This is a genomic window from Streptococcus equinus, from assembly GCF_900104225.1.
GTDB classification, from domain to species: Bacteria; Bacillota; Bacilli; order Lactobacillales; family Streptococcaceae; genus Streptococcus; species Streptococcus equinus_D.
Genome location: NZ_FNJK01000002.1, coordinates 426,451 through 447,792 on the forward strand (window position 1 = coordinate 426,451; position 21,342 = coordinate 447,792).

Consider the following 21,342-nt stretch of genomic DNA (forward strand, 5'->3'; position numbering starts at 1 on the left):
GATGAAAGCAAGAAAACAATCTGATACAAGTCGTCGTTTGTTTAAAGAACTTCTTTCTCAAAAGGGACTTGTGATTGGAGCGACTCTTGGAACAATTGCCCAAGTTGCTCTAACGGTTTACCTTCCTGTCCTAATTGGTAATGCAGTTGACGTGGTGTTATCACCAAAATCATTGACCTTGATTATCCCAATTATCACGAAAATGGCAATTGTCATTGGTCTAAATACTTTGGTTCAGTGGTTGAATCCATTGATTTACAATCGTTTGACCTTTGGTTATATCTATGATCTTCGTCAAAGAGTTATGGCAAAATTGAACCAAATGCCGATTTCTTATTTGGATAAGAAAAGCTCTGGTGATTTGGTCAGTCGTGTCACAACTGACGCTGAGCAATTAAGTAATGGTCTCTTGATGGTCTTCAACCAATTTTTCATTGGGGTTTTGACAATTATCATTACTATCATGACAATGGCTGACATTGATTTATTGATGCTTGGTTTGGTGCTTATTTTGACACCTTTATCTCTTTTCTTAGCACGCTTTATTGCTAATAAGAGCTATCATTTGTATCAAAAACAAACTAAATCTCGTGGTCGCCAAACACAGTACATTGAAGAGATGATTCGTCAAGAAAGTCTTTTGCATGTCTTTAATGCGCAAGAAGCAGCGATTGATACTTTCACAGAAATCAATGACACTTATGCAGATTATTCGCAAGGAGCCATTTTCTATTCATCAACGGTTAACCCATCAACACGATTTATCAATAGTTTGATTTATGCCTTATTGGCAGGGGTAGGAGCGCTTCGCATTATGTCAGGTGCCTTTACCGTTGGTCAATTGACAACTTTCTTGAACTACGTTACCCAATACACCAAGCCGTTTAACGATATTTCATCAGTTTTGTCAGAATTGCAAGGAGCGATTGCTTGTGCTGAGCGCTTGTATGCCATTTTAGATGAAGAGTATGAACCACTTCCAGTTACTAAACAATTGGATGCTGATAAGATTCAAGGACAAATTGAATTTAAAGATGTGTCATTTGGTTACACACCACAGAAAACTTTGATTAATCATTTGAATCTCTCAATCCCTGCCGCTTCAAAAGTTGCTATCGTTGGGCCGACTGGTGCTGGTAAATCAACTTTGATTAATCTTTTGATGCGTTTCTACGAAGTTGATAAGGGTGCAATTTACCTTGATGGCGTGTCAATGGCTGATTACTCAGTTGAAGAGCTCCGCCAACAAATCGGTATGGTTCTGCAAGAGACTTGGTTAAAAGTCGGAACAATTCATGATAACATCGCTTATGGTAATCCAGATGCTACTCGTGAAGAAGTGATTGCAGCAGCAAAAGCAGCCAACGCAGATTTCTTCATTCGTCAATTGCCAAATGGTTATGACACTTACTTGTCTGATGCGGGAGCGTCATTGTCACAAGGTCAACGTCAGTTATTGACCATTGCCCGTATCTTTGTCAAGTTACCAAAAATCTTGATTTTGGATGAAGCAACTTCGTCAATTGATACGCGTACTGAAATTCTTGTCCAAGAAGCCTTTGAAAAATTAATGAAGGGGCGTACAAGTTTCATCATCGCTCACCGTTTATCAACGATTCAATCAGTTGATTGTATTTTGGTAATGGTTGATGGTGATATCGTAGAATACGGTACCCACGATGAATTAATGACAAAACAAGGTGTTTATTATCAAATGCAGACTGCACAAGCAGGATAATGTATTCAGTTTACATAAATTTAGATATGTAAAAGAGACTAAGAAAATCTTTCTAGTCTCTTTTTTGTATATATTATCTTGCTAGTGGAATCCAAGCGCTGACAGATTTTTCAGCAACGAGAAAATCACCATAGCCTTCTTTATCAATTAAGACTTGTGCAGTTTGATTGTCTAGGGCGTCAGTGAACAGTTGGCCTGCCCATTTCTTCCCAACAAACATTCGTTTTGACTGAGCTTTGCTATTACTAATCAAAACAGCTAGAGCACTAGGGTGTTCATCATCACCTAAGCAAGTCCATCCAATGCAGTTTACTTGATCAAAATAATCAGTCTCTTGGCCGTAAACAGTTGTTTGTCGTAGCTCAAGCAATTTATCGATTTGATTTTGGAAACTTTCTTGAGCAAATTGTCCTGAAATGCCATAGTAGTCTCCATAGAAAACACAAGGCAGTCCAGTTTGACGAAGCAGAATCAAAGCATAAGCGGCTGGTTTAAACCATTCTTCGACAGTTGATTCCAAAGCTTGACCACGTTGAGTATCGTGATTATCAACGAAAGTAACAGCAGAATGGGGATGATTTTTAACTAAAGTCTGATTAAAAATGTGGCGTAAATCATAGTTCTCTTTAGCTTGACTTGCCTCGAAAAGATTTTGGTGAAGGCGAACATCAACCAAATCAAAGCGATAATCAGTGCTTTCAAGGTAGTCGTTGTTAGATTTTTCATCACCATTCCAAAATTCACCAAAAACGTAAAAATCATCGCCGTATTTGGCTTTCATATCGCGGATGAAATTGCCCATAAAGAAAGAATCAATGTGCTTGATGGCATCCAAGCGAAAACCACTAACACCTGTTGTTTTAAGGAACCAGTCTGCCCAGTCATAAATATTTTGGATAACTTCTGGGTGTTTGAAATCAAGGTCGGCATACATAAGATAATCATAGTTGCCATTTTCACCATCAACCAAATCTTGATTAGCCCAGCCTTTGTTATCGCCTTGAATTTGGAAAATACCGCTTTTACCAGTTTTGACATCGTAATCAGTACCAGTGAAATGATACCAATGCCATTCAAAATCATTATAGGTGTGGTTACGACCGTCAAAAGTAAAATTAGTCCAACCTTCAATTTCAAAGGGTTGACTGATAACCTTTGTGCGATCATCTGGGGCAACTTCAACAACATTGAAAGTTTCAGTATGGTCAGCAGCCGCTTTGTGGTTTAAAATGACATCTGCTAAAGGCTTGATGCCATTATTTTTCAAGGCTGCAATAGCATCTAAGTATTCAGCTTTGGTTCCGTACTTAGTACGAATGCTGCCTTTTTGGTTAAATTCACCTAAATCAAAAAGGTCGTAAACCCCATAGCCGACATCACCATCGTGTGTAGCTTTAAAAGCAGGTGGCATCCAAATTTTTGTGATACCTTTTTGAGCTAAAGAAGGAGCATCAGCTGCCAAACGTTTCCAATGCTTACCATCATTCGGTAAATACCATTCAAAGTATTGCATCAAAGTTTCATTAATCATGATATCGTACCTCAAAGAGAAAGACTTTTTCTTTTATTTTAACAGAAACTTCAAATAATGCAAACGTTTGCGCTGTAAAAAATCAAATAAAAAAACTGAGAATTGTTCTCAGCATTTAAATGGTGTGTATAATCCATTCACCACCATAAAAGAGCAGTAAAATGTGTCCAATGATGGAAATTGGTTTACAGCAGACAATAATTTTAGAAAATGTTTTAAATGGCATATTACTAAGTGCTGCTAGCATAACCAATAAATCAGCAGGAGCAAAGGGCAAGAGCATACAGATGGTGAAGACTACAGTAAAAGATTTATGTCTGGCAATTAGGTCTTCGTATTTTTTCAGGGTGCTTTCTTTGATAAAGAGAAGGCAGAAACGCTTTCCATACCAACGTGTCAGTAAAAACAAAATCATTGTCCCAATAATAATGCCGATACAGCTGGTTAAAACACCAACTACTGGGTGAAAAGTCATCACAGCAAGCATCATGGTTAAGCTAGCTGGAACAATTGGAACAACAACTTGCATCATCTGGAAAATTGTAAAGAAGATTGCTCCCCAGACTTTATCTTGTCCAATTAGTGCTTGGATTTTTTCCTGATTAGTCAGATAGCTGTGTTGGTATAGCCAAAAAATACAGGCACAGGATATGATAAAGACAAGTGCTGATAGGATATGAATTAAGCGTTGAATTATTTTGTAATGTTGAAACAGAAGCGCCATCTCCAATCTTATTTCTTTATTTGCTGCTATCATTGTAAAACTTTTTAGAGATAAGTCAACTTTTTAAAGAAATGTTTAAAAAATAAAAATAGGTCTTAAGACGGATGCAGCATAAAGTAGAAAAAACTATAATATAAGTATCCTAAAAACTTTTCATATAACTCCGAAGCAAGTGGTTTTCCCGGCCGCTTGCTTTTTCTGGTTAGTTGAAAAAGTTATTATTTGTCTAAAAAATGATTAAATCCCTGGCGCCGCAAGCGTCTTTTTTATTTTTATTTAAACGCTTCCAAAAAAGCGGTTAAATTATTTGCGATTTGAGACATAATAGCTTATGATTAATGGACTAACTAAGAAAGATATTTGGAGGACAATGGCATGAATTTGTCTCAAGAACAATATATGGAAATGTATCTGAAGATGCAGCGTATTCGTGAATTTGATATGCGAATTAACAAACTCGTACGACGAGGTTTCGTCCAAGGCATGACGCACTTTTCTGTTGGGGAAGAAGCGGCAAGTGTCGGGGCGATGGCTCATTTGACTTATGATGACATTATCTTTTCAAATCACAGAGGCCATGGGCAGTGTATTGCTAAAGACATGGATTTGAATAAAATGATGGCTGAGTTAGCTGGAAAGGTTACTGGTGTTTCAAAAGGTCGCGGTGGCTCGATGCACTTAGCTGATTTTGAAAAAGGAAATTATGGGACTAATGGCATTGTCGGTGGTGGTTATGCTCTGGCTGTCGGCGCAGCCATTACGCAAGATTATCAAAAAACGAATAATATTGTTGTGGCTTTTTCTGGTGATGGAGCGACAAATGAAGGCTCATTTCATGAATCGGTTAATCTAGCAGCGACTTGGAAACTTCCTGTTATTTTCTTCATTATTAATAATCGTTATGGCATTTCTATGAATATTAGGAAAGCAACAAATACGCCTCACCTCTACACAAGAGCGGAAGCTTATGGTATTCCAGGATTTTATTGCGAAGATGGTAATGATGTCTTAGCTGTATATGAAACCATGGACAAAGCAGTTGAGCATGTTCGTTCTGGTAATGGTCCAGCGATTGTTGAGGCCGAATCTTACCGTTGGTTTGGTCATTCAACTGCTGATGCTGGTAAATATCGTAGTAAAGAAGAGGTCGATGAGTGGAAGCAAAAAGACCCACTTGTTAAATTCCGTAAGTATTTAACTGAGAATCAGATTGTAAGTTCAGAAGAACTTGATGTTATTGATGCACAAGTGGTTAAAGAAATAGATGATGCTTATGAATTTGCGCAAAATAGTCCAGAACCAGATTTATCAGTTGCTTTAGAGGATGTCTGGGTAGATTAAATAGCTTTTCAATGACAAAGAGGAGAGAAAATAATGACTAAAACAAAACAAATGGCCTTGCGAGAAGCCATTAATCTTGCCATGACAGAAGAAATGCGAAAAGATGACAAGATTTTTCTCATGGGTGAGGATGTTGGGATTTATGGTGGTGATTTTGGAACATCTGTTGGTATGTTGGAGGAGTTTGGACCTGAACGCATCAAGGATACGCCGATTTCAGAAGCAGCTATTGCTGGGAGTGCTATTGGTGCAGCTATAACTGGCCTTCGTCCGATTGTTGACGTGACTTTTATGGATTTTATTACCATTGCTCTTGATGCTATTGTTAATAATGGCGCTAAGAATAATTATATGTTTGGTGGTGGTTTGAAAACACCTGTGACTTTTCGAGTCGCGTCAGGTTCTGGAATTGGATCAGCAGCACAGCATTCGCAATCTCTAGAAGCATGGTTAACCCATATTCCAGGTATTAAAGTGGTAGCTCCTGGAAATGCTAACGATGCCAAAGGGCTTTTAAAATCAGCCATTCGTGATAACAACATCGTTATTTTCATGGAGCCTAAGGCGCTTTATGGTAAGAAAGAAGACGTTATCTTGGATTCTGATTTTTACCTGCCTTTAGGAAAAGGTGATATTAAGCGTGAAGGAAGTGATCTGACTATTGTCTCTTATGGTCGCATGTTAGAGCGTGTGCTTCAAGCAGCAGATGAAGTAGCGGCTGATGGGATTAGTGTCGAAGTGGTGGATCCTCGCACCTTAATACCTCTTGATAAGGACTTGATTATCAGTTCTGTTAAGAAGACTGGTAAGCTCATGTTAGTTAATGATGCTTATAAGACAGGTGGCTTTATTGGTGAAATTGCTGCGCAGGTAACCGAAAGCGAAGCCTTTGACTACCTTGATTATCCAATTGTTCGTTTGGCAAGTGAAGATGTTCCAGTCCCTTACGCCCGTGTTTTGGAGCAGGGCATTCTGCCAGACGTTGACAAGATTAAGGCAGCCATCTATAAAATGGCTCGCAACGGTCGTGATGCCTAAGGAGGTGTTTTCTGTGGCAAATGAAATTATTATGCCAAAGCTTGGTGTAGACATGCAAGAAGGAGAAATTCTTGAATGGAAAAAAGCTGAAGGTGATAAGATCGAAGAAGGGGATATTCTTCTTGAAATCATGTCTGACAAGACGAACATGGAACTAGAAGCAGAAGATTCTGGTGTTCTTTTGAAAATTCTGCACCCAGCAGGTGACGTGGTAGCTGTTACTGAGGTGATTGGTTATATTGGAGCAGAAGGGGAGAAACTTCCTGATTCTGTAGGAATAGAGCAAGCAAATCAGCCAGGATCAAGTCAGAAAGCGTCAGCTGATTCCTTATCAGAAGATTTAGCGCCAGCTATTTCTCAAAAGAATGATGAAGATGATAAGATTCGTGCTACACCAGCGGCACGTCAATTGGCACGTGAACGTGGCATTAATATCAAAGAGGTTAGTGGTAGCGGTGAAAATGGCCGCATTCATAAGGATGATGTCGCTTCATTTAATAAGGTCCGTGTAACACCATTAGCTCGTAAAATTGCTGACGACATTGGTGTTGATATCACTGGTATTGTTGGAACTGGTGTTGGTGGCAAGATTACTAAGAAGGATATCTTAGCTCAAATGACAAGCAATGAACCTCTTTCTGAAACGGTAAGTGTTCAAAAAGAAGTTGCTGATTTACCAGAAGGTGTTGAAGTGATTAAGATGTCTGCGATGCGCAAGGCAATATCAAAAGGAATGTCACATTCTTATTTCACTGCGCCAACCTTTACACTTAACTATGATATTGATATGACGAATTTGATTGCTCTTCGCAAGCAATTGATTGAGCCAATCAAAGCTAAGACGGGCTATAAAGTAACTTTTACAGATTTAATTGGACTTGCGGTTGTTAAAATATTGATGAAAGAAGAACACCGTTATCTAAATGCTTCTTTGATTAATGATGGGCAAGACATTGAATTGCATCACTTTGTGAATCTAGGAATAGCTGTTGGCTTGTCAGATGGACTTGTTGTTCCAGTTGTTCATAGAGCAGATAAAATGAGCTTATCAGAGTTCGTAATTGCCTCTAAAGATGTGATTCAAAAGGCTCAATCTGGAAAATTGAAAGCATCAGAAATGTCTGGGTCGACTTTCTCAATCACAAACCTAGGAATGTTTGGAACCAAGTCTTTTAATCCGATTATTAATCAACCAAACTCAGCTATTTTAGGCATTTCAGCAACGATTGACAAACCAGTTGCTTATGAAGGTCAAGTCGTCATTCGTCCGATTATGGGAATGAGTTTGACCATTGATCATCGATTGGTTGATGGAATGAATGGTGCAAAATTTATGTTAGATCTCAAGGCACTTCTTGAAAATCCATTAGAATTGCTGATTTAGACAAAGTTAAGAAAGGGAAAAAACTTATGGCAGTAGAAATTATCATGCCAAAGCTTGGCGTTGATATGCAAGAAGGCGAGATTATCGAGTGGAAAAAAGCTGAAGGCGATAGCGTCAAAGAGGGTGACATTCTCCTTGAAATCATGTCTGATAAGACAAATATGGAACTGGAAGCAGAAGATTCGGGGACTCTTTTAAAAATTACCCATCCAGCTGGTGATGTGGTTCCGGTGACTGAGGTGATTGGTTATATTGGAGCAGAAGGAGAGACTCTTGATGAGTTAGACGTCAGTGTGAAAGAAGCGACATCTCAATTGGAATCAGCAGGGCTTGAAGTTCCAAAGACGGTGACGTCAGAGGTGTCTTCAGAACAAAAAACTTCGCTTGCATCAGATGAGTATGATGTTGTTGTCGTTGGTGGAGGACCTGCAGGTTATTATGCAGCTATTCGTGCTGCGCAACTAGGAGGTAAAGTAGCTATCGTTGAAAAGTCTGAATTCGGTGGTACCTGCTTGAATGTTGGCTGTATTCCAACGAAAACTTATCTTAAGAATGCTGAAATTTTAGATGGGTTAAAAATCGCTGCTGGGCGAGGAATTAATCTGGCTTCAACCAATTACAGTATTGATATGGATAAGACTGTAGATTTTAAAAATAGTGTTGTGAAAAACTTGACGGGTGGTGTTCGAGGACTTTTGAAAGCAAACAAAGTAGCTATTTTTGATGGACTAGCCCAAGTTAACCCAGACAAGACGGTAACAATTGGTCATCAAACCATTAAAGGTCATAGCATTATTCTAGCAACTGGATCAAAAGTGTCTCGTATCAATATCCCAGGTATTGATTCACCGCGTGTTTTGACCTCTGACGATATCCTTGATTTACGTGAAATGCCAAAATCACTAGCTGTTATGGGCGGTGGTGTCGTTGGTATCGAACTTGGATTGGTTTGGGCATCATATGGTGTTGATGTGACCGTTATTGAAATGGCTGACCGCATTATTCCAGCAATGGACAAAGAAGTATCGCAAGAATTGCAAAAGATTTTGACTAAAAAAGGTATGACCATTAAGACAAATGTTGGTGTGTCAGAAATTATTGATGAGACAAATCATTTAACCTTGAAATTATCAAACGGAGAAACTGTTCAGGCTGATAAAGTTCTGCTATCTATTGGACGCGTGCCACAGATGAAGGGACTTGAAAAGCTAGATTTAGCCATGGATGGTAATCGTATTAAAGTAAACGCCTATCAAGAAACGTCTATTCCAGGTATCTATGCGCCTGGTGATGTTAATGGTCAGAAAATGTTAGCGCATGCTGCTTACCGTATGGGAGAAGTAGCTGCTGAAAATGCTCTTTCTGGCAATCATCGCAAAGCAAAACTCGAGTATACACCTGCAGCCGTCTACACTCATCCAGAAGTTGCCATGGTTGGATTGACTGAAGAAGCTGCGCGTGAAAAGTATGGCGAGGTCTTGATTGGTAAATCAAGTTTTTCAGGTAACGGACGAGCTTTGGCATCAAATGAAGCTCAAGGATTTGTTAAAGTCATTGCTGATTCTAAGTACCATGAAATTCTCGGTGTGCATATTATTGGTCCTGCAGCAGCTGAGCTGATTAACGAAGCAGCAACTATCATGGAAAATGAGTTAACAGTTGATGAAGTGGCCCAAGCCATTCATGGACATCCAACCTTCTCTGAAAATATGTATGAAGCTTTTCTAGATACTATTGGCGAAGCTATCCATAACCCACCCAAGAAATGAAAAGCTGTTGAAAGCAAGTTAACGGCTTTATAGAAATTTGTTTTCTTAACAAAAAAGATATATTATTAATTATTTCTTTATACCTAAAAAGGCTAAGAACTTTTGTCTTAGCCTTTTTGTTTTAGCTTAATCAAATAAATAAGCTTTTATGCGAGTATGAAAAGTGAAGAGATTTTTTAGTTTTGAGGATGTTTTAGTTATGAATGTAGAAATTAAACGGATTGAGATTTTTCTGGTGTAATTTCAGTTGATGTTTGTGTTTTAGCAAGGTAGACACCTGTTAATGTAATCAGAATGGCGATAACAGTTTGGAGATTTAAACTCTCTTGGAAAATTACCCAAGCATAAAGTGCGGCAACGACTGGCTGAGAAAGGGTAATTAAGCAGGATAGACAGGCACTAACTTTTCCCAAACAATAAGCTAGTAAGCCTTGTCCTAAAATTTGAGAGACTAAAGCTAATGCTAATAGCGGCCAAAGCTCACCAAAGTTCTTTGGTAAATAAAAACCTTCCGTAAAGAAAATAACAATTGCAAGTACCAGCAGCGTTCCAAAAGCACTGATAAACATGATGATGTTTGATTTGACCGTATCGCGTAATTTGTAAACGGTAATCATGAACATGGCATAAAAAACGGAAGCTCCAAGGCTCATAGAATCTCCAAGTAAACGATTAGGAGACATGGTTACTTTATTTGCCATGAGAACGAGAACACCAGTAAGAGTAATCAAGCCACCTAATAAAAACTTAGGCGTTATTTTTTCTTTGAATAGGAAATAACTGACTGGAATAACGGTAAAAGGGGTAAGGTTTACTAGTAGATTTGAATTGGCTACACTAGTATAAGAAAACGATGTATTCCAAAAGGTTAAATCCCCTGCTAGAAAAGCTCCTGCTAAGACAATTGTTGTGATTTGTTTACGGCTTAAGGCCTGTAAATCAGACTTCTTAAGAAATGGCATTAGCATGGGAATGGAAAATAAAACACGGTAAAAACCGGTATTGATTGGTGGTAACGAACTGAGTTTGACAAAGATGCCACCAGTTGCTAAAAAACAGATAGCTAGAAAGATTAAGAAAATATATTTGCTATCATTTGTACGATTTTGCTTCATTTTTTCACCTCAGCTAAAATTGTAACGAATACATGGTATAATAAAAAGTACCAGTATTTAAAAAATTTTAGGTGCCACTTTGGAGGAAATATGATTCATCTTGATCGCAGTGCAGGTAGCAGTCCCCTTTACCAGCAAATTTATCAGCAGATAAAATCAGAGATTTTGCAGGGCTATTTACCGCCTGCTGAGAGACTTTTAGGGACTCGAACTTTAGCTAAAATGCTTGGAGTTAGTCGCAATACTGTTGATCGAGCTTATATGCAGCTAACTTTGGAAGGATATATTGAAAGTCGTCAAAACGCTGGCTTTTATGTTTTAAAATTGCCTAAAGCCTTTCAATCAGAAAAAGGTGTTAATGACATTCTTCCTAGCAAGGAAGCTTGTTCAAATGATGATCACATTGTTTATGACTTAACAAATAGTAGTCATACCAATAATTTGTTTCCAAAAAAAGTTTGGAAAAAGCATTATTTACAAGCGCTTGATGAATTGGATAAAGCAGAGCAATTATCAACTTTGCAGCCATTTCAGGGAGAATATAAGCTGAGAAAGGAAATCAGCCGATACTTGGAACGTATCCGCGGGGTGAAATGCCACCCTAATCAAATTATCATCACCAGTGGTTTGCAGCAGTCATTGGATTATATTTGCCAGTTTCTAGGTAATACGCAAAAAAGCGTCTTGATGGAAGATCCAAGCTATCCCAAGGCGCGTGAAATTTTTAAGAAAAATGCTTATCCAATCGTGACGGCAGAAGTTGATGAGAAAGGTTTGGACTTGACTAAGGTTGATAGGAGTGCGGAGATTGAGATGATTTATACCACACCATCGCATCAATTTCCACTGGGTATGATTATGCCAATTTCTAGGCGTCAGGAGCTGCTAGCTTTTGCCAAGGAAAAGAATTCCTTTATCATTGAAGACGATTATGATAGTGAACTTCGCTATTACCAGCGTCCAATCCCTGCTTTAAAATCCATTGACTACCTTGATCTCGTGATTTACCTGGGGACTTTTTCAAAAATCTTGTCACCGTCATTTCGGATGGGCTACATGGTTTTACCTGAGCAATTCACGGAAGCTTTCTTGGATAAATTTAAACTTTACAATAGTACGGTTAATTTGTTGAATCAAATTGCGCTGGCTAATATTTTATCTAGTGGCGATTATGACCGCTTGGTTCGCAAAATGAATCACGTCTTCAAAAAACGTTATGAAGCATTTAAAAAGGAATTCGAGCAATTTAAGGCTCCAATTAAACTATCTTCAAATGTTAGTGGACAATATTTTCTGGTGACTTTTCCAGATAAAATCAATCAGTGTGATGTCATTAAACGTGCTGAAAAAGAAGGCGTCCGAGTTTATGATACTATGCAATTTTGGCAAGAAAAAGCGGCTTGTCCACAGGAAAGTCTCTTTCTTGGATTTAGCAAAATTGACTTGGAAGACATTCCAGATTGTGTCAAACGGCTGAGAAAAGCTTGGGAGAATTAGTGAGCAAATTAAAAGACGCCGGTCTGTGATTCTGATATACTAAGCTTAATGAAAATGAAGGAGCTTTCATATGAAGTATATCGTCAACAAGTCCCATAATCCTGCTTACAATATTGCCTTGGAAGCTTACGCTTTTCGTGAATTACAAGATGAAGATGAGATTTTTATTCTCTGGATCAATGAACCAACAATTGTAATTGGTAAACATCAAAATACCATCGAAGAAATTAATAAAGCCTATACAGATGAGCATGGTATTCATGTGGTTCGTCGCTTGTCAGGTGGCGGAGCAGTATACCATGACCTTAATAACTTGAATTACACCATTATTTCTAATAAGGCACAAGAAGGTGCCTTTGATTTTAAGACTTTCTCACAACCTGTCATCGAAACCCTTGCTGATCTTGGTGTGACAGCGACCTTCACTGGAAGAAATGACCTTGAAATCGATGGCAAAAAGTTTTGTGGTAATGCACAAGCTTATTACAAAGGTCGCATGATGCATCATGGTTGCTTGCTTTTTGATGTTGATATGACAGTGCTTAGCAATGCCCTTCAAGTTTCAAAAGATAAAATTGAATCAAAAGGGGTTAAATCAGTCCGTGCGCGTGTGACTAACATTTTGAATGAATTACCCGAAAAAATCACAGTTGAAGACTTTTCAGATAAACTGTTAGCTAAAATGAAAGAATCTTATCCAGAAATGACCGAATATGTCTTTTCAGAAGAAGAATTAGTAGCCATTCAAACCTTAGCAGACCAGAAATTTGCAACTTGGGATTGGAATTTTGGCAAATCACCAGATTATACTATTAAACGCTCAGTTCGCTATCCAGCTGGTAAGATTACAAGCTACGTCAAAGTTGAAAAGTCTATGATTACAGGTCTTAAAATTTATGGTGATTTCTTTGGCATCAAAGATGTTTCAGATATTGAAGAAAAACTTATCGGCCTACGCTATGAATACCAAGATGTCCTAGAAAAACTCCAAACCATAGACACCACACAATATTTCACTAATATCACCCCACAAGAAATTGCAAAAGCAGTAGTGGAGTGAGGTAATAATGAAAAACAGCTAAACCAATGTTTAGTTGTTTTTTATGAAAAGATACAGAAAAATTAAAAAAGCTCTTGACTTTGAGTAGGCTCCAAGGTGTAATATTGATAGTAGTAATTCAAAAATAGGAGGAAAGAATGGACAGTTTTTCGGATAAGGCTCTAGAGAAGAATTACTTTTTTAGTAATCGTGATTTAACCAAACTTTTTATTCCTTTAATCATTGAGCAGGGCTTAGAATTTTTGGTTGGTCTTATTGCCTCAATCATGGTTTCAAGAGTTGGAGAAGCAGCTGTGTCGGGAGTTTCTTTGGTAGAATTCTTGATGGCTCTTTTTATTAGTATTTTTGCGGCATTTGCGACTGGTGGCGGGATTGTAGCAGGTCAATATTTAGGTGACCGTGATGCTAAAAATGCTAACAAAGCCGTCAATCAGCTAGTCAAATTTGCTTTATTTTTCAGTTTAGGGATTACGGTTTTGATTTTTGCGATTAAACCTTTTATTTTGAGTCATTTGTTTGGATCAATCACGCCTGAAGTTCACGCGCAAGCTGATCGTTACTTTAATATCGTAGCTCTTTCGACTCCCTTTATCGCTCTTTATAACTCAGGCGCAGCCATTTTCAGAACCTTAAATAAATCTCGTCTGCCAATGAATATCATGCTGGTGATGAATGGCTTGAATATTGTCATGGGCGTCAGCTTGATTTATGGTTGTGGTTGGGGAGTTGAAGGAGTGGCTGTTCCAATTCTTCTTTCTCGTGTTGGTGCCATGCTGTTAATTCTGTGGTTTGCGCATCATATCAAGTCAGATTTAACCTTAGGAAACTTCTTAAAAGAAAAAGTCGACTGGCAAATGATTAAAAAAGTTCTTGGTATTGGACTACCATTTGGTTTTGAAAATGGTATGTTTTTCCTTGGACGCTTGATTGTTTTGTCTGTTGTTTCTTTGTTTGGGACAGCAGCGATTGCGGCTAATTCAGTTGGTGGAACCATCATTATGTTTCAAGGTTTGCCAGGAATTTCAATTGTACTTGGTTTAGCTGTTATCATTTCAAAATGTGTCGGTGCTGGTGACTATGAGCAGGCTGAGTTTTACAAGCGAAAAGTTAGCCGCATCATTCATGCTGCAAATGCTTTATTTTCAGTAGTTGTCGTTGCTTTAATGCCTTTTTTGATGATGATTTATGATTTATCAGACCAAGCGACACATTATGTTTGGATTATTGTGCTTGCTCATGGTATTTTGGTTAGTATTTTCTGGAATTCAGGTTATGTCTTGCCTGTTGTCTTTCGTAGTGCGGGAGATGCTAATTTCCCAATGGTTATCGGTATTGCCTCAATGCTTTTAGTTCGCGTGGTATGCGCCTACTTTTTATCGGTCAATTTTGGTATGGGAATGCTTGGAACTTGGGTAGCTATGTTCTTAGATTGGATTGTTAAAGGTATCATTTATGAAATCCGCTACCGCAAAGGCACTTGGAAAAATTATAAGTTAGTATGATAAAACAAAAAAAGAAGCTGGGATGATTTCCCAGTTTCTTTTGGTTTAATGAAGTAATTCATGATAAATAGCAGCTTCATCATCTTCAGTAACATTGAAGATGATTTTTTTGACATACTGACTTTTATCAAGAAAGGCTTTGACGGTATCTACAGCGATTTTAGCAGCCTCTTCATTGATAAAGTGATTGTCTTGATTTGTTGCTAGTGATGACAAGGCAACGGATTCTAATTGATTTTTTTCAGCTAATGTTAAGCAAGAAAGATAACTTTGGGCTAACAAATCTTTATCTTCAGGTGTGAGGTGCTCATTGATAGCAGGACCAACGGTGTGAAGAATAAAGTTAGCAGGCAGATTGTAACCTGGCGTGATTTTAGCACTACCAATTGGTTCATCATGCCCCTGATCTTTCATCAAGTTGTAGCATTCTAAACGTAATTGAACCCCCGCATAGGTATGGATAGTATTATCAGTACATTCGTGAAGGGGTTGGAAACAGCCAAGCATCTGACGAGTTGCAGTATTGACAATAGCATCGACTTGAAGTCGTGAAATATCTCCCTTCCAGACGTACAAACGATCATCAGTCATCAGTGGTTGTAAGTGATTTAAAAAGACAACCACCCGTTCGGCTTTTTTTAGTTGAAGATAATCATTTTGCATGATTAAAAAACGAGTTGAGACAGCCATTGGCGGTCTGACATTAAGAAGAGCACGCAAGAGAGTTTCTTGTCCAGGTAAGTCATCTGGAACATCGATGGTTTTAAATTGCGGATTCTCCATAATAAGGTAATCTAATAGGAAGCTTACCATTTCATTCTTAGTCATATGGACTCCTTACTAATTTTAAAATCGCTTTCTCAAATTTTAGTATATCACCTTTTTAAGGAATTCGCATCAAGAAAAAAATATTCTGCCTTATGCAGATAAAAAAATAAGAGCCAAAGCTCTTATTTCTTGATAATCAAGTCAATAGCCTTAGCCAGATTTTCCTCTTGTTGTTTAGGGTCTTCGACAGGTTCTTCAATAACTTGATTGATTTTATTTCCGATGACGATACCAATTGTACGATTGATACTTGAGCGAACCGCAGTCAGCTGGGTTACGATGTCAATACATTCTTGGTCTTCATCAATCATTTTTTGGATACCGCGTAATTGTCCTTCAGCACGCTTTAAACGGTTGAGAATATCTTTTTTATCAGTTTTCATGAGGCCTCCTTTATGTTTTTTTATTATACCGGTGGTAGGTATATTTGTCAAATGCAAGACCTTTTCGTTGACAGGACAAAAAGAACTATGATATTATCTTTATATACCTATAGGGGTATCTAAAGAAAGGAGAAAAAGGCTTATTTTTCTTAATAAATTATTTTCTCAGTCAGTGAGAACAGTTACTACAAGTGAATTAGAGTCTGTTTTACAAGATAAATCAACAATCTTGCTTGATGTTCGAACAGCTCAAGAATACGCTGGGGGGCATATTAAGGGAGCACGACTTTTCCCGCTCGACAGAATTCATACCTACGAGGGTAAAAAAGAAAGTCCTGTTTACCTAATCTGTCATTCAGGAGCACGTAGCAAACGCGCTGCGAAACTCTTGAAAAAGAAAGGTTATGATGCAATTTCAGTTAAAGGTGGCATGCTTGCTTGGCAAGGAAAAACAATTGGAGGTAACAAATGAGTAAAATTTTGATTGTCGGTGGTGTAGCTGGGGGCATGTCTGCTGCAACACGTCTTCGTCGCTTGATGGAAGATGCTGAAATTATTGTTTTTGATAAGGGACCTTACGTGTCTTTTGCTAACTGTGGGCTACCTTTCCATGTTTCTGGAGAAATTGCAGAGCGTGATAACTTGCTAGTTCAAACACCAGAACGTTTGAAAGCACGTTTTAATATTGATGTTCGTCCAGAATCAGAAGTATTGTCAGTTGATGCTGACAAGAAAGAAATCACAGTTCGTCATGAAGACAAAGTTTACACAGAATCATATGACAAACTAATCTTGTCACCAGGTGCTAAACCATTTGTGCCACAAATGGAAGGTTTAGACAGTGCTGATAATGTATTTGTACTTCGTAACATTCCAGATTTGGATAAAATCATGGCTGCTTTGTCTGATGTCCAATCAGGAAATGCAACAGTTATTGGTGCTGGCTTTATCGGTCTTGAAATGGCAGAAAGCCTAGCTAAAAAAGGTTTGAAAGTGACAATCGTCGAAAAAGCGCCGCACGTTTTGCCGCCACTTGATGAAGAAATGGCTGCTTTTGTTAAGAATGAATTGATGCGAAATGGCATTAAAGTCTACACCAATCAATCTGCTAAAGCTTTTAAAGATAATGGTAAAACTATCATCCTTGAAGATGGTAGCGAATTAACATCAGATATTACGATTATGTCTGTTGGTGTTCAACCAGAATCAAGTTTGGCTAAAGACGCAGGTCTTGAACTTGGCCTTCGTGGTGGTATTTTGGTTAATGAAAACTACCAAACAAGCAACCCTGATATTTATGCTGTTGGAGATGCCATTATTGTCAAACAAGAAATCACTGGTCAAGATGCGCTTATTTCTCTTGCCAGTCCAGCAAACCGTCAAGGTCGTCAAGTAGCTGATAATATTGCTGGGATTGCTCGCCAAAATAAAGGTAGCATTGGAACAGCTATTGTTCGTGTCTTTGATTTAGCAGCTGCTTCAACAGGACTTAGCGAGCGTATTGCTCGTCAAAACTTTGATGATGTTGCTGTTGTTCACACAAATAACAAAGATCATGCTGGTTACTATCCTGGTGCGACAGATGTTGTCTTAAAACTAATTTTCAATAAGAAAACGGGTGTTATCTATGGAGCACAAGCAGTCGGTCAAAAAGGTGTCGACAAACGTATTGACGTACTAGCTACAGCTATCAAGGCAGGTTTGACAGTTGCAGATCTTCCAGAACTCGAATTTACTTATGCCCCACCATTTGGAGCAGCTAAAGACCCTGTAAACATGGCTGGATATGCTGCCCTTAATATTATTGAAGGAATTAGTGAATCTGTTCAATGGTATGAATTAGCTGATGAATTAGCAAAAGGTAAGGTCTTCCTTGATGTTCGTACCAAAGCAGAAGTTGCTAGAGGTTATATTGCTGATGGTATTAACATACCACTAGATGAATTACGAGACCGTCTATCAGAACTGGATCCAAACCAAGAGTACATTATCAGTTGTCACAGTGGTCTTCGTTCTTACATCGGCGAACGTATTTTGAAACAACATGGCTTTAAAGTAGAAAATCTTGATGGTGCTTATCATCTATACAGCACTGTCAAACCCGAGGAGATTAAACATGGTTAAATACATTAGTGCAAAACAATTGCATGATGCATTAAATAATAATGAACCGTTAAACATTATTGATGTTCGTGAGAGAATGGAATTTGCAATGGGACATGTACCTACAGCAGTCAATCTTCCCTTGAGTGAATTTGTATCTGGCTATCAAGTACTTGATAAAGACAAGACTTACTACATCATTTGTCAAAGTGGTGCTCGTTCAGAGCAAGCTAGCTTTTTCCTAGACGATCAAGGCTACAAAGTTGTTAATGTTGATGGTGGAACATCAGCATGGCCAGGTGCATTAGAATACTAAACGTACAGCATCTCTTGAACATCTTCCTAAAATTACTCAAGCAAGGCTAATGGCCTTGCTTTTGTGTTATAATCATTTTATGATTGCTAAAAATGATATTTTACAAAAAGCTGAAAAGCTTGTTTATGATAAATTGCATACAGATACCAGCGGTCATGATTGGTGGCATGCTGTTCGTGTGAGAAATACAGCACATGAGTTGGCTGAAAAAGAAGGAGCAGATGATTTCATTTGTCAATTAGCTGCCTTACTTCATGACATGACTGATGATAAGTTAAACGATGACCCCAACCAAGCTTTGATTGATTTGAAGACTTGGCTCCATAAACAAGAGTTATCTTCTGAAGATATTGACCACATCATTCAAATCATCACAACCATGTCCTTTAAAGGAAGTGGAAAGAGTGTGCCGCCGACGTTAGAAGGCAAAATTGTTCAGGATGCAGACCGATTAGATGCTATTGGTGCGATTGGGATAACGCGTTGTATGGCTTATTCAGGAAGTAAAGGCCGTCCCATTCATAATCCGAATATGACCCCACGTAAAAACTTGAGTGCAGAAGAGTATCGTAATGGTAAAGACACAGCCATTATGCATTTTTATGAAAAATTGCTTAAGCTAAAAGATTTGATGAATACTGCTCATGCTAGAAAAATGGCTGAGCACCGTCACCTTGTTTTGGAAGAATTTTTAAAAGAATTCTTCGCAGAATGGGAAGGTAAATTATAAGGAGAAATTGACATGACAATCAGAAGAGCAAGAGTGAATGACATCCCTAAAGTTTTAGATTTGCTGCAACAAGTGCTTTATGTTCATCATGTGGTACGCCCGGATTTATTTCAAGAAAAAGGGGTTAAGTATACCGAAGATGAATTGAAAGAACTATTTGCAGATGATAATCGTCCAGTTTTTGTTTATGAAGGTGAAAACGGAGAGGTTTTAGGGCATATGTTCACTATTATTGAACAATCTTCAGCACCTAAAGTGCCACAAAAAACACTTTTTATTGATGATTTGTGTGTGGATGAAGCTGCGCGTGGTCAAAAAATTGGTGAGAAGCTCTATCAATTTGCCTTGCAATATGCTAAAGAAATTGGTTGTTATAACCTAACCCTAAACGTTTGGAGTGCCAATAAATCAGCTGTCCGTTTTTATGAACGTCAAGGGATGAAAACACAAGAAACTCGTATGGAACAGATTATAGATTAAAAGTCACTAATCAAGTGACTTTTTTCGTTTGCTAGCAGGTTTAGTAAATGATTTCCTTGGTTAAAAAAACATGAGAATAGTTTCTAAATTGCTAATTTTAATTAGATACCGAAAATCTACTGCTAAATACAGGAATTTATGCTACAATTAAAATGAATACTGTTAGCCAAAGGGGCTGACGTTAATAGAAAGGGTAATAATGACTGACAAATCTACTTTGAACGATGTTCAAAAAATCATTGTTCTTGACTATGGTAGCCAGTACAACCAATTGATTGCTCGTCGTATCCGTGAATTTGGTGTTTTCTCTGAACTACGAAGCCACAAAATCACAGCAGACGAAGTTCGTGCAATTAACCCAATTGGTATCGTACTTTCAGGTGGTCCAAACTCAGTTTATGCTGATAATGCTTTTGGCATTGATGAGGAAATTTTTGAATTGGGTATTCCAATTCTTGGTATCTGTTATGGTATGCAATTGTTGACTGACAAACTTGGTGGTAAAGTTGTTCCAGCTGGACAAACTGGTCACAGCGAATACGGTCAATCAACACTTCGTCTAAAAGCTAAATCAGAACTTTTTGCTGAAACACCAGATGAACAAACTGTTTTGATGAGCCACGGCGATGCTGTTACTGAAATTCCTGCAGGCTTCCACTTGGTTGGGGACTCTGCTGATTGCCCTTACGCAGCAATTGAAAATACTGAGAAGAAAATCTTCGGTATCCAATTCCACCCAGAAGTTCGTCACTCAGTATATGGTAACGATATTTTACGTAACTTTGCTTTCCGCATCTGTGGTGCTAAAGGTGATTGGTCAATGGATAACTTCATTGATTTGCAAATTAATGAAATTCGTCAAAAAGTTGGTGATCGTAAAGTTCTTTTGGGACTTTCAGGTGGGGTTGACTCATCAGTTGTAGGTGTTCTTTTACAACGCGCTATCGGTGATCAATTGACATGTATCTTCGTTGACCACGGTCTTCTTCGTAAAGGAGAAGGTGACCAAGTTATGAACATGCTTGGTGGTAAATTTGGATTGAACATCATTCGTGTCGATGCTTCAAAACGTTTCTTAGACCTTCTTGCTGGCGTTGATGACCCAGAGAAAAAACGTAAAATCATCGGTAATGAATTTGTCAGTGTATTTGACGACGAAGCAAGCAAACTTAAAGGTGTTGACTTCTTAGCCCAAGGTACTCTTTACACAGACGTTATCGAATCAGGTACAGATACTGCCCAAACAATCAAATCACACCACAACGTTGGTGGTCTTCCAGAAGACATGCAATTTGAATTGATTGAACCACTTAACACACTTTTCAAAGACGAAGTTCGTGCGCTTGGTACAGCTCTTGGTATGCCTGACGAAATCGTTTGGCGCCAACCATTCCCAGGACCAGGACTTGCTATCCGTGTAATGGGTGAAATCACAGCAGAACGTCTTGAAACAGTTCGTGAATCTGATGCTATCCTTCGTGAAGAAATTGCTAAAGCTGGTCTTGACCGTGATATCTGGCAATACTTCACAGTTAACACAGGTGTTCGCTCAGTTGGTGTTATGGGTGATGGACGTACTTACGATTACACAATCGCAATCCGTGCAATCACATCAATCGACGGTATGACAGCAGACTTCGCACGTATCCCATGGGATGTTCTTCAAAAAATCTCTGTTCGTATCGTAAATGAAGTTGACCACGTTAACCGCATCGTCTACGATATTACAAGTAAACCACCAGCAACAGTTGAGTGGGAGTAGTACTAGATTTTTAGCGACGAAGTCGCAATAAAAATCATTAG

The 21,342-nt window shown here is 38.4% G+C and carries 18 protein-coding genes and 3 pseudogenes; 16 read left to right on the top strand and 5 right to left on the bottom strand.

Annotated features, from left to right (window positions below):
* The first annotated feature begins 1 nt into the window (after window position 1).
* Window positions 2–1,738 (top strand): ABC transporter ATP-binding protein, encoded by a 1,737-nt coding sequence (locus tag BLP98_RS04885; RefSeq protein ID WP_074482171.1) that lies wholly within the window; start codon window positions 2–4, stop codon window positions 1,736–1,738.
* A gap of 73 nt (window positions 1,739–1,811) precedes the next feature.
* On the opposite strand, the gene BLP98_RS04890 is transcribed toward BLP98_RS04885, so the two are convergent.
* Both BLP98_RS04890 and BLP98_RS04895 read right to left on the bottom strand, forming a co-directional pair.
* Complete coding sequence (locus BLP98_RS04890; protein ID WP_074482172.1) at window positions 1,812–3,269, bottom strand: alpha-amylase; 1,458 nt, start codon at window positions 3,267–3,269, stop codon at window positions 1,812–1,814.
* Window positions 3,270–3,384: 115 nt separating this feature from the next.
* Window positions 3,385–3,993, bottom strand: coding sequence for a TVP38/TMEM64 family protein (locus tag BLP98_RS04895; protein ID WP_074482173.1), 609 nt, complete (start codon window positions 3,991–3,993; stop codon window positions 3,385–3,387).
* 375 nt (window positions 3,994–4,368) lie between these two features.
* Between BLP98_RS04895 and BLP98_RS04900 the strand changes: the two genes are divergently transcribed.
* The 6 genes and pseudogenes from BLP98_RS04900 to lpdA all read left to right on the top strand — a co-directional run bounded on the left by BLP98_RS04900 (window position 4,369) and on the right by lpdA (window position 9,525).
* Complete coding sequence (locus BLP98_RS04900) at window positions 4,369–5,334, top strand: thiamine pyrophosphate-dependent dehydrogenase E1 component subunit alpha (protein ID WP_142349356.1); 966 nt, start codon at window positions 4,369–4,371, stop codon at window positions 5,332–5,334.
* A 33-nt stretch (window positions 5,335–5,367) separates the two neighbouring features.
* Entirely contained in the window at window positions 5,368–6,372 is a 1,005-nt protein-coding gene (locus tag BLP98_RS04905; protein WP_074482175.1) for an alpha-ketoacid dehydrogenase subunit beta, read from the top strand.
* A 52-nt stretch (window positions 6,373–6,424) separates the two neighbouring features.
* Window positions 6,425–6,553: pseudogene (locus BLP98_RS09645) on the top strand (biotin/lipoyl-containing protein); the annotation flags it as partial.
* 195 nt (window positions 6,554–6,748) lie between these two features.
* Window positions 6,749–7,756: pseudogene (locus tag BLP98_RS04910) on the top strand (dihydrolipoamide acetyltransferase); the annotation flags it as partial.
* 26 nt (window positions 7,757–7,782) lie between these two features.
* Window positions 7,783–8,029, top strand: a pseudogene (locus tag BLP98_RS09650) (biotin/lipoyl-containing protein); the annotation flags it as partial.
* 86 nt (window positions 8,030–8,115) lie between these two features.
* The gene (lpdA, locus tag BLP98_RS04915; RefSeq protein WP_419177408.1) at window positions 8,116–9,525 is read left to right on the top strand and encodes a dihydrolipoyl dehydrogenase; all 1,410 of its coding nucleotides are present in this window, start codon (window positions 8,116–8,118) and stop codon (window positions 9,523–9,525) included.
* 212 nt (window positions 9,526–9,737) lie between these two features.
* Here the strand turns inward: lpdA and BLP98_RS04920 are convergent, their stop codons facing one another.
* Window positions 9,738–10,640, bottom strand: coding sequence for a DMT family transporter (locus BLP98_RS04920; protein WP_074482178.1), 903 nt, complete (start codon window positions 10,638–10,640; stop codon window positions 9,738–9,740).
* Window positions 10,641–10,730: 90 nt separating this feature from the next.
* Between BLP98_RS04920 and BLP98_RS04925 the strand changes: the two genes are divergently transcribed.
* The 3 genes from BLP98_RS04925 to BLP98_RS04935 all read left to right on the top strand — a co-directional run bounded on the left by BLP98_RS04925 (window position 10,731) and on the right by BLP98_RS04935 (window position 14,699).
* Window positions 10,731–12,137: a MocR-like pyridoxine biosynthesis transcription factor PdxR gene (locus tag BLP98_RS04925; RefSeq protein WP_074482179.1), complete on the top strand. Its 1,407-nt coding sequence runs from the start codon at window positions 10,731–10,733 to the stop codon at window positions 12,135–12,137.
* A gap of 70 nt (window positions 12,138–12,207) precedes the next feature.
* Window positions 12,208–13,197, top strand: coding sequence for a lipoate--protein ligase (locus BLP98_RS04930; protein WP_074482180.1), 990 nt, complete (start codon window positions 12,208–12,210; stop codon window positions 13,195–13,197).
* Between the two features lie 137 nt (window positions 13,198–13,334).
* On the top strand, window positions 13,335–14,699 hold the full coding sequence (locus BLP98_RS04935; RefSeq protein WP_074482181.1) for an MATE family efflux transporter: 1,365 nt from the start codon (window positions 13,335–13,337) through the stop codon (window positions 14,697–14,699).
* Window positions 14,700–14,744: 45 nt separating this feature from the next.
* On the opposite strand, the gene BLP98_RS04940 is transcribed toward BLP98_RS04935, so the two are convergent.
* On the bottom strand, window positions 14,745–15,527 hold the full coding sequence (locus BLP98_RS04940; protein WP_074482182.1) for a protein-ADP-ribose hydrolase: 783 nt from the start codon (window positions 15,525–15,527) through the stop codon (window positions 14,745–14,747).
* A gap of 122 nt (window positions 15,528–15,649) precedes the next feature.
* Window positions 15,650–15,910: a metal-sensitive transcriptional regulator gene (locus tag BLP98_RS04945; RefSeq protein ID WP_074482183.1), complete on the bottom strand. Its 261-nt coding sequence runs from the start codon at window positions 15,908–15,910 to the stop codon at window positions 15,650–15,652.
* 172 nt (window positions 15,911–16,082) lie between these two features.
* On the opposite strand from BLP98_RS04945, the gene BLP98_RS04950 reads away from it, so the two are divergent.
* From BLP98_RS04950 to guaA, 6 genes are all read left to right on the top strand, one after another.
* Entirely contained in the window at window positions 16,083–16,382 is a 300-nt protein-coding gene (locus BLP98_RS04950) for a rhodanese-like domain-containing protein (protein ID WP_074482184.1), read from the top strand.
* Window positions 16,379–18,034, top strand: coding sequence for an FAD-dependent oxidoreductase (locus BLP98_RS04955; RefSeq protein ID WP_074482185.1), 1,656 nt, complete (start codon window positions 16,379–16,381; stop codon window positions 18,032–18,034). The genes BLP98_RS04950 and BLP98_RS04955 overlap by 4 nt, the downstream gene beginning before the upstream one ends.
* Complete coding sequence (locus BLP98_RS04960; RefSeq protein WP_074482186.1) at window positions 18,027–18,329, top strand: rhodanese-like domain-containing protein; 303 nt, start codon at window positions 18,027–18,029, stop codon at window positions 18,327–18,329. The genes BLP98_RS04955 and BLP98_RS04960 overlap by 8 nt, the downstream gene beginning before the upstream one ends.
* 79 nt (window positions 18,330–18,408) lie before the next feature.
* Entirely contained in the window at window positions 18,409–19,059 is a 651-nt protein-coding gene (locus BLP98_RS04965) for an HD domain-containing protein (protein ID WP_074482249.1), read from the top strand.
* A gap of 12 nt (window positions 19,060–19,071) precedes the next feature.
* Complete coding sequence (locus BLP98_RS04970) at window positions 19,072–19,539, top strand: GNAT family N-acetyltransferase (RefSeq protein ID WP_074482187.1); 468 nt, start codon at window positions 19,072–19,074, stop codon at window positions 19,537–19,539.
* Between the two features lie 199 nt (window positions 19,540–19,738).
* Window positions 19,739–21,301 carry a glutamine-hydrolyzing GMP synthase gene (gene guaA / locus BLP98_RS04975; protein WP_074482188.1) on the top strand — a complete coding sequence of 521 codons (1,563 nt, stop codon included), beginning with the start codon at window positions 19,739–19,741 and terminating at the stop codon, window positions 21,299–21,301.
* Window positions 21,302–21,342 lie beyond the last annotated feature (41 nt).